At 63.4% G+C, this 15,617-nt stretch carries 13 protein-coding genes and 1 pseudogene; 12 read left to right on the forward strand and 2 right to left on the reverse strand.

Annotation, left to right across the window (positions count from 1 at the left end):
- Positions 1-54 precede the first annotated feature (54 nt).
- Positions 55-1,370, reverse strand: a pseudogene (locus ACLBYD_RS25485) (IS256 family transposase).
- A gap of 127 nt (positions 1,371-1,497) precedes the next feature.
- Here ACLBYD_RS25485 and ACLBYD_RS25490 point away from each other — a divergent pair.
- The 6 genes from ACLBYD_RS25490 to ACLBYD_RS25515 all read left to right on the forward strand — a co-directional run bounded on the left by ACLBYD_RS25490 (position 1,498) and on the right by ACLBYD_RS25515 (position 8,397).
- Positions 1,498-2,697: a tyrosine-type recombinase/integrase gene (locus ACLBYD_RS25490; protein ID WP_237211431.1), complete on the forward strand. Its 1,200-nt coding sequence runs from the start codon at positions 1,498-1,500 to the stop codon at positions 2,695-2,697.
- The gene (locus ACLBYD_RS25495) at positions 2,690-5,131 is read left to right on the forward strand and encodes a tyrosine-type recombinase/integrase (protein ID WP_237211430.1); all 2,442 of its coding nucleotides are present in this window, start codon (positions 2,690-2,692) and stop codon (positions 5,129-5,131) included. Before ACLBYD_RS25490 ends, ACLBYD_RS25495 begins: the two co-directional genes overlap by 8 nt.
- 363 nt (positions 5,132-5,494) lie before the next feature.
- Entirely contained in the window at positions 5,495-5,944 is a 450-nt protein-coding gene (locus ACLBYD_RS25500; protein ID WP_447818593.1) for a hypothetical protein, read from the forward strand.
- Positions 5,945-6,112: 168 nt separating this feature from the next.
- A complete protein-coding gene (locus ACLBYD_RS25505) occupies positions 6,113-6,802 on the forward strand; it encodes a hypothetical protein (RefSeq protein WP_237211428.1) in 690 nt (229 codons plus the stop codon).
- Between the two features lie 231 nt (positions 6,803-7,033).
- Positions 7,034-7,666 (forward strand): hypothetical protein, encoded by a 633-nt coding sequence (locus ACLBYD_RS25510; RefSeq protein ID WP_237211427.1) that lies wholly within the window; start codon positions 7,034-7,036, stop codon positions 7,664-7,666.
- 317 nt (positions 7,667-7,983) lie between these two features.
- Entirely contained in the window at positions 7,984-8,397 is a 414-nt protein-coding gene (locus ACLBYD_RS25515) for a hypothetical protein (RefSeq protein ID WP_447818594.1), read from the forward strand.
- Positions 8,398-8,771: 374 nt separating this feature from the next.
- On the opposite strand, the gene ACLBYD_RS25520 is transcribed toward ACLBYD_RS25515, so the two are convergent.
- Positions 8,772-9,074, reverse strand: a complete 303-nt coding sequence (locus tag ACLBYD_RS25520) for an ArsR/SmtB family transcription factor (protein WP_064257640.1) — start codon at positions 9,072-9,074, stop codon at positions 8,772-8,774.
- A gap of 509 nt (positions 9,075-9,583) precedes the next feature.
- Here ACLBYD_RS25520 and ACLBYD_RS25525 point away from each other — a divergent pair.
- The 6 genes from ACLBYD_RS25525 to ACLBYD_RS25550 all read left to right on the forward strand — a co-directional run bounded on the left by ACLBYD_RS25525 (position 9,584) and on the right by ACLBYD_RS25550 (position 15,210).
- Entirely contained in the window at positions 9,584-11,077 is a 1,494-nt protein-coding gene (locus ACLBYD_RS25525) for an ABC transporter substrate-binding protein (RefSeq protein ID WP_254584634.1), read from the forward strand.
- Entirely contained in the window at positions 11,074-12,132 is a 1,059-nt protein-coding gene (locus ACLBYD_RS25530) for an ABC transporter permease (protein ID WP_237211424.1), read from the forward strand. Before ACLBYD_RS25525 ends, ACLBYD_RS25530 begins: the two co-directional genes overlap by 4 nt.
- Positions 12,125-12,961: an ABC transporter permease gene (locus tag ACLBYD_RS25535; RefSeq protein WP_237211423.1), complete on the forward strand. Its 837-nt coding sequence runs from the start codon at positions 12,125-12,127 to the stop codon at positions 12,959-12,961. Before ACLBYD_RS25530 ends, ACLBYD_RS25535 begins: the two co-directional genes overlap by 8 nt.
- On the forward strand, positions 12,958-13,824 hold the full coding sequence (locus tag ACLBYD_RS25540) for an ABC transporter ATP-binding protein (protein ID WP_237211422.1): 867 nt from the start codon (positions 12,958-12,960) through the stop codon (positions 13,822-13,824). The genes ACLBYD_RS25535 and ACLBYD_RS25540 overlap by 4 nt, the downstream gene beginning before the upstream one ends.
- The gene (locus tag ACLBYD_RS25545; protein ID WP_237211421.1) at positions 13,821-14,462 is read left to right on the forward strand and encodes an ABC transporter ATP-binding protein; all 642 of its coding nucleotides are present in this window, start codon (positions 13,821-13,823) and stop codon (positions 14,460-14,462) included. The genes ACLBYD_RS25540 and ACLBYD_RS25545 overlap by 4 nt, the downstream gene beginning before the upstream one ends.
- 163 nt (positions 14,463-14,625) lie before the next feature.
- Positions 14,626-15,210 (forward strand): hypothetical protein, encoded by a 585-nt coding sequence (locus tag ACLBYD_RS25550; RefSeq protein ID WP_237211420.1) that lies wholly within the window; start codon positions 14,626-14,628, stop codon positions 15,208-15,210.
- Positions 15,211-15,617 lie beyond the last annotated feature (407 nt).

Below are 15,617 nucleotides of genomic sequence, written 5' to 3' on the forward strand. Positions count from 1 at the left end.
TTGGTCGAGGATAGGGTCTGTCCTTAAACGGTGTATGGAGCCCGGCAGTTCTCATTAGCGGATGGTTCTTTCGAGCCGTCCGGCGAAGGTGATCGCGAACGCGTTCAACGCAGGCTTCCACCTGATCCCCCAGCGTGCGCGGCCCCCGCCCGTGGGGTCAAGGGACCGCGTCACCAAGTACAGGCACTCGAGCGCCGATGCCTCGTTGGGAAAGTGCCCTCGGGCGCGGACTGCCCGCCGATAGCGGGCATTGATCGACTCGATCGCGAACGCCCTCGCAGATCACCCGCCGGATCTCGACGTCGTACTCGAGGAATGGAACGACCTCCGCCCAGGCGTTCTCCCACAACCGCACGATCGCCGGATACCGCTCGCCCCACTCGGCGGCGAACTCGGGTGAATCGATCCTTCGCGGCCTGCTCACTCGGAGCCGTGTAGACCGGCTTGAGGGACTTGACGATTGCATCGCGATGCTGCCGTCCGGCGTACCGGAAGCTGTTGCGGATCAGGTGCACGATGCATTGCTGGACGACCGTGTGCTCCCAGGTGGTGTTGATCGCCTCGGGAAGTCCTCTCAGCCCGTCACACACGGCGATGGATACGTCCTCGACGCCGCGGTTCTTCAACTCGCTGAACACCTGCAACCAGAACCGGGCGCCTTCAGCACCGTCGCCGGCCCAGATGCCTGGGGGTTCCTCCCGCGTGCGGGGGCGGATGTCGCGTTCACCGCTGACGGTCACGCCCATCACGACGTAGAACGGGGTGTTGCGCACCTGTCCGTCACGGACTTTCACCACGATCGCGTCGACGAAGATGACCGGGTAGATCGGATCCAGTGGCCGGGAGGACCACTCGGCGAGTTCGGCGGTCACCTTCTCGGTGATCCGGCTGATGGTGTCCCTGGAGACCTTCGCCCCGTAGACCTCGTCGAAGTGCGCGGCGATCTCACCGGTGGTCAACCCGCGGGCGGTCAACGAGAGCACGATCTGATCGATCCCGTCGAGCCGACGTCTGCGTTTCGGGACGATGACCGGTTCGAACGAGCCGTCCCGGTCCCGGGGAACTTCGATCTCGACCGGCCCGATCTCGGTCAGTACGGTCTTGGTGCGGGTGCCGTTGCGCATGTTCTCCGCGATCGGTGTTCCGCCGTGTTCGTGACCGAGGTGCTCGGTCAGTTCTGCTTCCAGAGCGGTCTCGAGCACGCTCTTCGTGAGCTGGCTCAGCAGGCCTCCCGGCCCGACCAGGCTCACGCCCTGTTCCTTCGCCTGCGCGAGCAGACGCTCCGCGAGTTCCTTCTGATCGATGATCTCCCCGGTCACGGGATCAATGATCGCCTCGCCCAGCACTTCTGTCGTGTCAGTCACGGTCATTTCCTTTCGGGTCGGACCGGACCTTCACACACCGTTTTCCGGACAGTCCCCGAGGATACGCAGCGCATAGGTATGCAGAGCGGCGTGTCATACCGCCTTGCGCTCCGACTACTGAGAGCCTTGAGCTATGTCGGACTTCCGCCGCGCTCTGATCGACGGGGACGCGGTTGTACCTCGCGTCGGGAAGGTAGTGGCATCCGACGGGCTGACTCCTCCGTGGATCGTTATCGATACCAACGGTGGTGAGGTCGAGGCGGTCACGCGGTATCTGCGGGAATTGGTTCTGTGTGACATGGCGCCGGGAACCGTTCGTGCGTATGCATACGGCCTTCTGCGTTGGTTTCGGGTGCTGTGGGCACTTGACGCCAACTGGGAGAATGCGCAGCGAAGCGAGGTTGAGATACTCGTCGGTGTACTGAGAAGCGGTCGCAATCCCCAGCGAAGCCGCTCCACGGCTTCGGGAACCCACGCGGGTTCGGTAAACCCGAGGACTGGAAAGCCGACGCTACGCGACGGGTATGCCCCAGCGGGGATCAACCACACCTTGAGTGTGGTCTCGTCCTTTTATCAATTCCATGCCAGCCTGGGGCGCGGACCTGTGATCAATCCTGTGCCCGCGAACGCCGATCGGGACGCGGCGGTGCGTCACCGAAGCCCGATCGAGCCACCAGCCAGCTACCGCCGTGGCTCCCTGCGCCAACGAGTGCCGACTCGATCTCCTCGGTCGATACCGGACCGGCTGTGGAATGAACTGTTCGAGGCTATGCGGTGTGATCGCGACCGGGCTCTACTGCTGCTGTTCGTCACTAGTGGTGCACGCGCGGAAGAGCTGCTGCGCGTGACACCGTCTGACATCGACTGGGCCCAGATGACCTTCTACGTCGTCTCGAAAGGCACTCGTGCTCGCCAGCAGGTACCGACGTCGACTGAAGCGCTACGGATGCTGCGGAGGTACATGGACGCGGAAGGCCCGTTCGACCCGCATGAGCCGATCTGGCGTACTCGCCGTGGCGCACGCCGCCCGTTGAGCTACAGCGCTTTGAGGCGAGTGTTGCAGCGCGCGAACGAAACCCTGGGAACGAACTGGACATGGCACGACCTGCGGCATACAGCGGCCGTCAGATTGGCGAACGACCCGAATATCAGCCTCGCCGAGGCTCAGACGATCCTGCGGCACGCGAACGTGGAAACCACTGGCCGATACCAACTTGCGCGCTTGGAGGACCTCGTCGACAGGCTGCAGGAGCACTATCAGCGGCCGACTCCCGAAGTCCGCCTCGCGCCGGGATACGACCCTGCGGACATGGAGAGTGTCTTCGGTGCCTGAATCATTCACAATCCGGGCCCGCCGGCCGCCGCGACCGACCAACCTCCGGTCGACAACATACGGAGCTTCGAGGTTCGAACTGGATACCCTCGACGCCGCCCCGGCAGAGCCGGCAGCTCTCGCTGATTTTCGCTATGGGGATCTGTCGGGCGTGTCCGTTTCTGAACTGGTGATGCTCGCAACGGAGGGCTTCGGCTCTCAGAACCGCACGCAACGAGGCAAGCGTCGGCGCGGCACTACGAAGCTGCTCAAGTACCTGTACCGGTTCGACGGCAGCACCTGGCAGCAGCGCTGGAACAGCAGTGGGCTGGACAACGCCGGAACATCGGTCACCTCACTAGGCGCGACCAAGGACGAAGGCTACGAGCTGAGCTGGGGAGTCCAGGCCCTATTCGCTCTTCGGGTCATCCGTCCGTCGTTACAAGCCTTTCGGGCCCAGAAGTTCTATGACTACGCCAACTACTTCGCAGCATGTGCCGCAGACCCCGCATTGACGAAGCTGTTCGATGCGTGCGACGACGCGGATACCCACCCGCGGTTTCGGCATCGGGCAAAGTACGACATCGCGTGCGCACTCACAACGCAAGGAATCCCGGTATCGGCATTGACGTGGCAGGCATTCCTGTATTACTCGCTCGAGACGCGCAAGCTCGAGAATCAGGCTGCATCTGCCCATCGTCACCGCGGTCACTTTGTCGGCCTGCTCGCGTGGGACGTCATGGCCGCGTCCGGCCACTTCCCACCAGGGACCCCGTCGTCGCTACGCAAGGCCCTCTACACCGGACAACTCAGTGCGGCACAACTCGTCGACCGGTACGACATAAAGAACTTCGGGATCCGTCAGCTCCTCATCGAATACCTCATCGCCAGGCAGGGCGACACCGACTACACGACACGAGTCAACCTTGCAGGCGCCTTGGCAGGCCGTTTCTGGTCACAAATCGAGGAGCTGTCCCCGGGCCACCCCGACCTCAACATTCCCGACGCCCTCTACGAACAGTGGCGTGAAACGATTCGCCACCGCGCGGGCGGCGAGCGGCGCATGGACCTTCACGCGATCCTCCTCCCGGTCCGCGCGTTCTACATGGATATTCAAAGCTGGGCACTCGAAGAACCTGCGCGGTGGGCCGTCTGGGCTGCACGCTGTCCCATTCCTCAGTCAGACCTGCGTGATTTCGCCACACGTCGACGCCGGATCAAGGAGAGGATGGATGACCGTACACGCCAACTTCAGCCACTTCTCCCTCGACTCGTGGCCCTCGCCGAAGAACGCAAAGAGTTCTTCGGTGGTCTCCTGGCGGCAGCGACCGCGTGTGAACTAGGGGAGTCATTCGTGTTCCGCGGCAAGGACTACCGTCGCGCTGATTCTCGAACCGATCGGCTCAATTCCCGGCAGCGCGCGCGAACTGTCCGAGTCGTGGACGACATCACCGGCAACGTCATCGACGCGGTCGCCGAGGAGGATTCAGCCTTCTGGGCATGGGCGTACGTTGAAGTACTGCGACAGACAGGCATTCGAGTCGAAGAGCTAGTCGAGCTATCACACACCAGCATCCGTCAGTATCAACGCTCCAACGGGGAAGTGGTGGCGCTGCTCGTGATCGCACCGTCGAAGTCCGACCGCGAGCGCGTACTGCCGATGTCGGCTGACTTGTTCCACGTCATCGCGACGATCATTCGCCGGCAGACTGCAAACGGCTCTGTTCCCGTGATTCCGCGCTACGACGCCGCTGAGCGTGCCTGGACCGAACCCCTACCGTTCCTGTTCCAGCGGCAAGTCGGTGCGGTACGCAGGGTCGTATCAACCGGGTCGGTCAACAACGCACTCAAGAACGCCAGCCAGCGGTTGGTCGCAGCGATGCCGGTCGGCGAGCGTATTCACTTCACCGCCCATGACTTTCGGCGACTGTTCGCCACCGATGTGGTCAACAACGGCTTGCCGATCCACATCGGAGCGGCCCTGCTCGGCCACCTTAATATCAACACGACGCGGGGGTACACCGCGGTGTTCAACGACGACATCGTCCGCCACTACCAGGCCTACCTCGACCGGCGACGCGCCTCTCGGCCCAATGACGAGTACCGCCAGGTGACGGACGAAGAGTGGCTCGAGTTCGAAGAGCACTTCGACAAGCGGAAAATCGAGCTCGGATCCTGCGGTCGTCCATACGGCACACCCTGTTCGCATGAGCATTCCTGTATTCGTTGCCCCATGCTGCACGTCGACCCGAAGATGATCGTCAGGCTTGACGAGATAGAGGAGGACCTACTCTCCCGCCGTCGGCGCGCACAACTCGAAGGATGGCTTGGCGAGATTGAAGGTATCGAGTTGACACTCAAGTTCCTGGCAGGCAAGCGGGCGGAGGCTCAACGCACACAACGCGCGGCGATGACCGACATCGGCATGCCCGGGGTCGGGCCACCGGACCCGTAGGAGTTGGTGCAGTAAAGCAGCGTCCACGCCAAGGGCGACTGCCTCGACCCGGTCATCGAACGCATCACCCGAGGCCGGCCATACCGGCACGTACTCGGGTTCGAGCTGCACGAACAGTCCAGGGCCCTCAAAGACACCCGTTTCAACACCGCTCTGAGAACCGGTGAGTACCCGCTAATCGACTGGCAGTGGACTCGCCAGGACTGCCAGGACTTCATCGTCGATGTCGTCGGTGAGCCCATCTCGAAATCAGCGTGCGTGTACTGCCCGTTCGCCCTGTCGAACAAGACATCCCGTATCGAAGCGCTACAGCGGTACGCAGAGCGACCCGATGAGGCCGCGCTGGCTCTGACGATGGAACACGTGGCGTTGGCGCTGAACGCCAACCAGGGACTCATCGCCGGAAAACGATTGATCGACCTGCTCGCCTCCAACGGTCAGCATCACCACGTGCTCACCGCATTCACCGACGAACTCGACCGCACCGAGCACGCGCTCTACCGAGTACGACGCATCCTGCGGCCATCAAAGAGCGATCCCACCAAGATGGCGAACGCCGCCCGCGCCGTAGAACGGATCGCCACCGGCTCCCGCGGAACCATGCTCACCCGACTTACCAGGGACTATGGAAGCGACGTCGAGGTCGACGGGCTGATCACCCGCGCCTACCTGCGACGTCGAGGCGACCAATTCCCCACTCTCGAAGAGCTCTACACCGTCGCGCCAGCCGTGGTAGCCGACAAGCAACACCGCAATTTCGACCACTGGTGGTCAGATACTGCGCATGCACTCGAGGCGCCAGCCGCAGCCTGACCGGCGAGCTGGGTGAAGCCTGACGCTTCACCCAGCGGCGACGCCGGCGCCCTGTCCGGCCCATCCGTGACTAGTCGCGAACGGTGCAGCAACGCCGGCGTCATCGTGCCGCAGTCCGATCTCCCGCCCGCCATTGTGTTGCCGTAACGCGATCACAGGAGGCAGAACATGGGCTATGACGTCTATTCATCCGCGTCGTTCACCGTTCCCGGCACCCCAGAAGGCCAGGAGAAGCTGCGACGAACCGCGAAAACCATACTCGAACTACCGAACTGCCCGCTCGACCTCAGCGAACCAGAAGATCACCACGATGCAGTGCTTATCGTCGGTACAGCCCTGATGGAAGCACTCGGGGTGACAGACGGCACCTGCGCCGAAGGGAGAGTCGACCTGAGCGCCGACGAAACCGACACGGTGCTGTGGGCCAGTGGTGAGGGCCGCCATGACGACGATGACGTGAAACGTCTGCTCGGGGTGTTCGCCGCCGAAGGCATCGACGGAGAGATCATCTGCGAAGGCGAGGACTACAGCCGCTGGCGCTGGCGCGTCGCCGATGGAGAGGTGCACAACGACGACGGCACCACGGTCTATGACACCGACCCCGTGTGGATCGTGCAGATGCAGTCCGTCGACGATCACGATCTCGACCACATCGCGGTGACACAAGACCGACGTAAAACCACCGCCATCCTGGCTGAATGGGCGAAGCAGGACGCGGCGAAGCTCGCAGCTTCCGGAGTGAGCGCCGCGAACGCATTCAATCCGGACGTAAGCGACGAGGACATTCTCGTGCAATGGGCTGACATCGGAGGCGTCACGTGGGACGTGTACCAGCGTCCCCTCCTCAGTGTCTTCTGATCCTTCAAGCAACGTCGGTCTCGGGGTCGCAATCTTTCGACCCCGAGACCGGGTCGACGTGTAAACCTGTCCGGCATATGCGAGCTGTGACCGCCCTTCGCGCGCCTTCAGATGCCAGCTGCGCGGGCTTCGTCGCACGGCCCCCTGATCGTCATGTCTCCAGTCATGCCGCGCACCCGAACCTCGTCGGATGAGATGTGTGAGCGAATCAGTACAAGGCGAGGAGACGCGATGGACAACACCGCCACAATCGAGAGGTGCTCATGCGGCATGGCAGATTACGGGGCTCCGGGCCACGATGGTGAGCACGACGCGAGCAGAGCGTCCGACACGAGCGACAACGATGGGCTCGTGCGGACCCGAGTCTCAGGCGTCGACGCGCAGATTTACGCACACCGATCGAACACGGTGGCAGGTGCGCTTCTCGTAGGCGTGGACGCCCCTGAAGGACAACGCATCATGTTCGTCGTCAACGACGGTGATGTTCTCGACACCACGGTGGGTCTTCCTTCCATGCAGGTTGCGGGTGCGCACGATGGTGGAGAGCAAGCTCGTGCATCGACCGACCTGTGCCTGGCGTGCTCCAAGGCTGCGTGCACCAACACCGAGCACGAATCGCTGCTCCGGGCGATTCGTCGAGGACGTGCCCTTGCAGAAACCGCGGCGAGGCCCGGTCGCCGAAGTGACCCGATCACCGCCATCAGCGACACCATTGCGAACCTGCTGCTGTACACCGCTGATGCCTACGGCGTCGACGCGGCACAGCAGGCCGTCGACGCTGCACAGATGCATTTCTATGGGGACTGGACCGACGCCGGGCGGCCCTGGGGTTCAGATGATCCCCAACCTGACCGCGTGCCCTGAACTACGTCCCCTTCACCCCTCGGGACACTGCGAGCCGGAGAATCCCTGACGGTTCTCCGGCTCGTTCCATTTCACCGGATGCCCTGTCCGCACGGCCTACGGCCGCCGCGCCACCGCTGCCCACACCCGTCCCTCCGAGACGCGCCAGCGCCCGACAAACCGGCCGCCGCACACGAACAACCTCCGCAAGATGCCGCACCTTCCCCAGCCCACAGCCAGGATCGGGCAGAACAAATCAGCAGACGGAGGGACCCGAAACAGTGAGTGCAGCAACGATTCACCGCCCGGTCATCATCGAGTATCCACACGACGCCGCGATGCGCCCGATCGCAGGTGAGGTCGCACAACACACGCTCCAGAAAGCATTCGACGCAATCCCAGACAACACAATCATCGAAGTTGCCAACTCGGTGTGTGAACTCCTTACCGAAGACATCCCGATGACAGACGAGCAGGCCAGGACGGTCTTCTCGGAGGATTGGGTAAACCTCACCGCAGCGGTGCAGGTTCCCATCGTTGTCGCCGAAATCCGCAGGTGGATCTCGAATGCCATCGAATACGCCTGCTGGGAGCAACGCACACCAGTCCGCGGTTCTGATGTCGAGAACTACGTCGAGCACATCGGTGGCCACCCCTACGCGGTGGTCGTCACCAGCGACGACGACATACACGCGGGACTACGTATCCTGCACGCGACCCGACGCGGTTGCGTGACCTGCCACCCGCACTGACCACCCCTCCAGCTACCTTCCTGAACGGATCTATCGTGCCCAGAATCATCTACAAATCCGCTCCTGAACTCGACGAATATGTCTGGTGGACCACAGTCTCCGATGGACCGGTCTCCGGAGTGCTTACCCGAGACCAGATGCACGCCTACCTCCTGAAGGAAACGTCGATGACCGCCGATGAGGTCGAGGAACGCCTTCAGAGGACGGACGAAGCAGGTTCGTCGTGGGAGAGCCGAACTCCCATGTGGGATACCGAGCATTATGTAGACGGCGAAGCGGACCTAATCCCGCATCGATCCATCTGCGAGTACGTCCGTGACCTCGGGCGATGCGCTAGGTAGTCATGCGGTGACGCGGCCCTGCGACTGACCAGATCAGTCGTGGGTCGCACCCATCAGGTGCAGCAACTCGTGCACCGTCGTATCGATCAGGGTGTAGCGCACAGTGCGACCGATTCGCTCGTCACGGACCCATCCCTGTAACCGCAGTACGCGCAATGCCTGTGACGCCGCAGTTTTCGTGATCTGCGCAGCTTCGGCGAGCTCGGTGACCGTGGCCGTCCCGGGGCCGGCATGGTGCATCGCGGCCAGGAGACGCAGACGTGTCGGGTCTCCGAGGAGGTGAAATCGACTCGACCATCCGGGGATGTCGAGGCCCGATTCGGTGTGAGTGTGCATGGATCTGTCCTTAATTGTCGATGCGACGGCGCAGAGTCTCAATATGGCTCCTGATGCCACGGCCAGACGACGCGTTCAGGTCCCTTCACAGCTTGTTCGAGGTCGCCCCTGTCGTACGCCTTCACGCCGAATGAACGGTATAGCTCCAGGTCGTCGTCACTGCTGCCGGAAAAGCGTGATGGCTTGTTCGCTGCGTTCCCCAGGCCCGGCGCCGGCTCGTCGCCACCTTCCGCAGTGGATAAGTTGTCTAGAGGCCCCCTGTCAGCCATGAACCCTCCGCATTGTGGCGACTACACGTCAGTTGCCAGGTGGAGGGCAATATATCGCCCCTGTCTCTGGCTCATCACCTCTACATGTGTTCAACTGGACACATCGGAGATGTACAACCACAAGGACACTGAATGCGTTCACGCGCCCGCATCTACACGCGCGCCGCGATTGCAGGGCTTGCAGCCCTCACCGCGGCCTGCTCCACGGCAACCAGCAGCCCGACAAGCGACAGATCTGGCATGTTGGTCCTTGCCGACGCGCAACCGCTGGGGGAGTACAACCCCATCAACGGTTACGGAGAACTCGGGGTCTCACCGCTCTATGACGGGCTGTTGCGCCCACAATCACAGTCGGACAACGCGATTCCAGAACTGGTCCCAGCTCTGGCTGCATCACAGCCGATCAGCAACCCGGACCACACCGTGTGGGACGTTGCGCTGCGCGAAGGAGTGAACTTTCACGACGGCACTCCGCTCGATGCAGGCGACGTCGTGGCCACCTACCGCTCAGTGCTCGACCCGGGGACCGGATCGGAGATTGCAGCGTCCTACGACATGATCGACACTGTCACCGCCGTAGACGAGCTGCACGTCCAGTTCGTACTCCGCTACCCCTACGCCGACTTCCCCGCTCGACTCCTCCTCGGAATCGCGCCATCCGAACTCATCGCCGACGGCCCCGCCCGCGACTCGCAGCTCAACACTCAACCAGTCGGTACCGGCCCGTACACCCTGACCGAGTTGCGGCCCGACCAAGCCGTATTCAAAGCGAACCCCAACTACTGGGCCGGAGAACCCGAAGTCACCAACTTGGTCCTCACCTACGAACCGGACGACAACACCCGTGCGCAGCACTTGCGATCCGGTGCCCTATCAGGCACGGTGATCCCACCGTTGCTGGCGTCGTCGTTCACTGACCCCGCGGTGTCGATTGTTGCGGTTCGAACCGCGGACTGGCGAGGCGTTTCGCTCCCCTCAACCAACCCGTTCACCAGCGACGAACGTGCCCGCATCGCTCTGAACATCGGAGTCGACCGAGACTCGATCATCGAGCACGTCCTCGGCGGGTACGGAGAACCCGCATCGACGCCGTTCAACGACGTCTACGGCGACTCCTACAATCCCCATGCCGTATTCGACTACGCGCCAGAGGAAGCCAAGCGCATTCTTGACGACGCAGGCTGGATCCCTGCCGCCGACGGTATCCGCACCAAAGGCAGCCATCGCGCCGAGTTCACCCTGATGTACCCCGCCTCGGACACCACCCGCCGAGACCTCGCACACGCCTTCGCCTCCGCTGTCCAACCGCTGGGCATCGACGTATCCCTGCACGGTGCCACCTGGGACGAGATCGAAAGACACGCACAATCCGCAGCCATCCTGCTCGGAGGCGGAGACAAGCCGTACAGCATCGACACCCAGGTCTACGAGACGTTGCACTCACGCAGCCCCAACACCCCCACCTACTCGAACCCCGCCAACTTCACCATCCCCGGCGTCGACGAAGCCCTCGAATCGGCGCGCCGCAGCACCGACCCGCACGTGCGGACAGCGGCATACCAGCAGGTGCAGGACGCATACATCCAGCACCCCACCCATGTGTTCCTTGCGTTCCTCGACCACACCTACGCCACCACCGACAACACGTGGGACACCGGACCTCTGGTACTCGAACCGCACACCCACGGCACCACCTGGGGGCCATGGTGGAACGTCGCCAGGTGGCAGCGATGACCACTCTGACGTCCGGCCCCTCACCCGCCATCGACAGCACCCCGGCCCTAACCTGTACCCCGACCGGACGATGGCAGCGCCGCCGCCGCGACCTCTGCCACCTCATACTCCGCCGAATCGCGATCAGCATCCCGCTACTGCTGGCGGTATCCGCTGGGGTGTTCTTCTTGGCCAACCGGTCACCGTTCAACCCACTAGCGGCATATCTGGGGGATCGCTATCAGGCGACCAGCACAGCAGACCGTGCCAGCATCAGCGCTGCACTCAACCTCGACGCACCCTGGTGGAACCTGTGGTGGCAGTGGCTCACTGCCGGCGCCCGGGGGGATCTAGGGCAATCGCGGATCTACACGCAGCCGGTGACCTCCGTATTCGCCGAACGACTGCCGTGGACCTTGCTACTGTCCGCCACCGCACTGGCACTCGCGGCATTGATTGCCTTGCTGCTCGGCACCCTCGCCGGTCTGCGTCCTGGATCGTGGTCTGACCGGCTGTGCGTGGCCGTGTCGGTAGTGGTCCAGGCCGTGCCACCCTTTGTTCTCGCTCTCGCGTCCGTGCTGGTCTTCGCGGTACTGATGCGTTGGGCACCGGTCTCCGGCGCCACCGATCCAGGAGCGGCCTACAGCGTCGGACAAGTCGGCCGGCACCTCGTGCTCCCCGCCGTGACCCTGGCGGTCATGCAGGTGCCATGGCTATTACTGGCGGTGCGGTCGGCCGTCGCCGAGACGGTGGGTTCTGCGGCAGTGCGCGGCGCGCGAACCCGTGGGCTGACCCGCTCCACGGTGATCAGTAAGCACGTCCTGCCCATGTCGCTGACCCCGATGGTGACGTTGATCGGAGCCCGCCTCCCGGAGTTGATTGTCGGCGCTGTCCTCATCGAGGAGGTCTTCGCATGGCCAGGATTGGCGGCCGCCGTCGTGGACTCAGCGAAGGCGATGGACTTCCCGTTGCTCGCAGCATTGACAGTCGCGACGACGGCAGTCGTGCTCGCCGGATCACTGCTGGCTGACGTGCTGTATCTGCTCATCGATCCGAGGATCACCGCTGATGTCTGATCTCACACCCACCAAGGGACATGCCATCACCACAGGTCAACGTGTTGGTGTAGCACTTCTGGTGATCATGATCGGCTACGCCCTACTCACCCCCTGGATCGCCGGACCGCAGGCCGCCGACTTCACCGCATCCCGGACTGCACCAAGCACAACGCACTGGTTCGGCACCGACCACTTCGGTTACGACCTGTTCGTCCGCACCGCCGAAGGATTGCGAATCTCCCTGGCCATCGCCGCGCTCTGCGCAATCACCTCCACCTTGATCGGCGTGAGCATCGGTGCCGTCGCAGCAACCCTCGGAGGCAGGCTCGACGCTGTCCTGATGCGCGGAACCGACACGGTCAACGCCCTCCCACATCTGCTGCTCGGCATCGTCATCGTGGCCATGTTTCCCGGCTCCTTACCTGCGATCATTGCCTCGATCGCACTTACCCATTGGCCGCAAGTCGCCCGACTCGTACGTGGACAAATTCTGGCTGTGCGCTGCGCCGAATACGTCGAGGCCGCCTACCTGTGGGGTGCCAGCCGCACACACGTGATGCGCCAGCACCTATTGCCAGCCGCCGCCGGGCAGGCACTCATCGCAGTGCTGATGCTGCTTCCCCACGCCATCTGGCACGAATCGACGCTGAGCTTTCTCGGCTTCGGACTCTCCCCAGACCGACCGAGCATAGGAACGTTGCTGGAGCAGGCTCGCGGAGATCTCCTGACCGGCGCATGGTGGACCCTGGCGGCCCCCGCCGGTGCACTCGTCGTCACAACCTTGGCGGTCGCAGCGCTGACCACCTCCCGCCGCGTCGCCACCGATACTCAGGAGGTAGCCCGATGATCAGCACAACCCCAGTGGCACTCGTCGACGACCTCACGGTACGGATCCATACCCGCGCGGGCGTGGTTCACGCCGCCACTGAGGTGTCCTTGGCTCTAGCATCAGGCACGATCACCGCACTGGTCGGTGAATCCGGTTGCGGCAAGTCCATCCTCGCTTCCGCCTTGAGCGGGCTACTTCCTGCAGGAAGCCTGCGCCGAGGCACCATCATCGTCGACGGCCGCGATATGAGCCGCGCACGCGAGCGCCACTGGCAGACCCTGCGCGGCCGCACCGTCGGCTTCGCCCCGCAATCAGCCGCTGCCTCGTTCACCCCCACCCGCACGATCGGCCGGCAACTGACGGAAACCATCTCAGCAACGGACACGGCCACAACCGTCGAAGCGCTACTCGGGCACGTTGGCCTGCCACCGCACCTTCAACACTCGTATCCGCACGAACTGTCCGGCGGCATGGCGCAGCGAATTGGGTTGGCGGCAGCACTGTGCGCCGACCCGCCACTGCTCCTCGCAGACGAACCCACAGCCGGACTCGACCCGCAGGCCACCGCACACGTACTACGGCTGTTACGCGCCCATGCCGACCGCGGCGCCGCAGTCCTGCTGATCACCCACGACGTGCAGGCACTCGAAACCCTGGGAGTAGCTGACGACATCGCGGTCATGTACGCCGGCCGAATCGTTGAAGCCGGCCCCGCAACAACGGTACTCAACCAGCCAAGCCACGATTACAGTCGCGCGTTACTCGCAGCTCTCCCGTCGCGAGGACTGCACCCCATCCCGGGACTACCGCCGGAGTTGACCAACCTCGACCCGACCTACACCTTCGCCGACCGCGCAGCGACCGGAAGGCCCACGCAATGACCCTCACCGCATCCAACATCACCTGCGGATACGACACGTCCCCACAGCGGATCCTCCACAACGTCAGCATTACGCTTACCCCCGGCCGCATCGTCGGCCTCACCGGTCCCTCCGGCAGCGGAAAAACAACCCTCGCACGGATCCTCGCCGGGTTACACATTCCCGACTCCGGCACCGTCACCTGCGACGGACAGCCCATCATCACCCGGCGTGGCCGCATGTCGGGAACGATCGGACTCTTGCACCAATCACCCCGCGCCGCGACAAATCCACGGCTGACACTGGGTCAGATCATCTCCGAACCCCTACGCAGCGGCCCCCACCACACGGTGATCGAACTAGCCCAGCGCGTCGGCCTCACCGCGGACCTCCTCGACCGCACACCCGGACAGGTCTCCGACGGACAACTCCAACGAGCCTGCCTCGCCCGTGCGTTGGCCGCCCGACCCGCCTACCTGCTCTGCGACGAAGCAACAGCGATGCTCGACCCCGCAACCACCGCAACCCTCACCCACGTGCTGTCCACCTACGCCAACACGGGAGCGGGCCTCCTTGCGATCAGCCATGACCAAGCACTCCTCGACGCCTGGGCAGACACCCGCGTAGACATCACCGACTTGCACCCACATCCTGTGTGAACCACAGCGTCTCGCTGCGTCCAGGCACCATCCCAACGATCCCCAAGAGGGAAAACAGAACCTTGCCGACCATGGTGCTCAGGATCCACACGCGTGGTGCCGCAACCCAGTCCGGCGGAACCGATGCTTGCGGTCAATAAACCCGCACAGAAGGACATCCCCCATGACGCTCCTCGACGACCGCATTCGAAGTGACCGCGACCGCGCAACCCAAATCGCTCGACTCGTACAGATGGCTTCCCAAGCCGCGGCCGCCACTCATACACACGTCACCCGCACCCGACAGTGCAGCACCGCAAACTCTGCCGTAGACGCCGCAGCCAAAGCAGGACACGCAGCTCGCACCGCGAACGTTTACGCACAGGCCGCGGCCGAACTTGCTCGCGAAGCCGGGCAAGCGGCCACCACACCGTTGATGAAGCGCGCCGCGATCACCCTCTTGCGCCAGGCGCATCACTCGGGTTCGTCCGCAAGGGCGGCTAAGCGGGCTGCCGCCGATGCGGCTACCTTCGCTGCAAACTGGTACACCGGAAGCACCTTCGATGGCGAACATCTTGAAAACCGCCGGACACCAAGTGCGACGGCGTCCGAAGTCGACGCTGCTCGCCTCGAAGCATCATCGAGTGGCGCGGCGCGAACCGCCATCCCCGACAAGCCGGAACGTCCGCTGCGTCGATCCTGGCATGCAGTCCATACCAGGATCGCTTCGATCTTTGCCAAGTCAGCACGCGCATTCACGCGGAACTAAGCGGAAGAGTTAATACGCCGGCTGCTCTCAACGTCCCATCGAGCGTTGAGTCAAGACGGCCGCAAAGTGCCACATTTCAGGTCGGATGCCGCGCGGGTGCGCCCAATAGCCTCACAGTGTCCTGCGCGGTCTCCGCTGCACTGAAGCATCAAAGTCACAAGCTAACGCTGGACTACGAGAACCTGGTGCTACCCCGGACCCCCTCATGAGGAGTTGCCGGGGGAAGCGCTTGGGACAGGTAGCGCAGACGGATCTTCCGGAACCAGCAGAGCATCGGGACCTCGTGAAACTGGCGTCGGAGCCAATCTTCGGAAGGTAGTCATCGCAGCAGAACACACTGAAGCGTGACCTGACGCTCTGACCGTCTTCTCTGAGCCCTGCTGGCATAGCGATGTACGCCGCCCCGC

It is taken from the genome of Rhodococcus sp. C26F, from assembly GCF_053345925.1.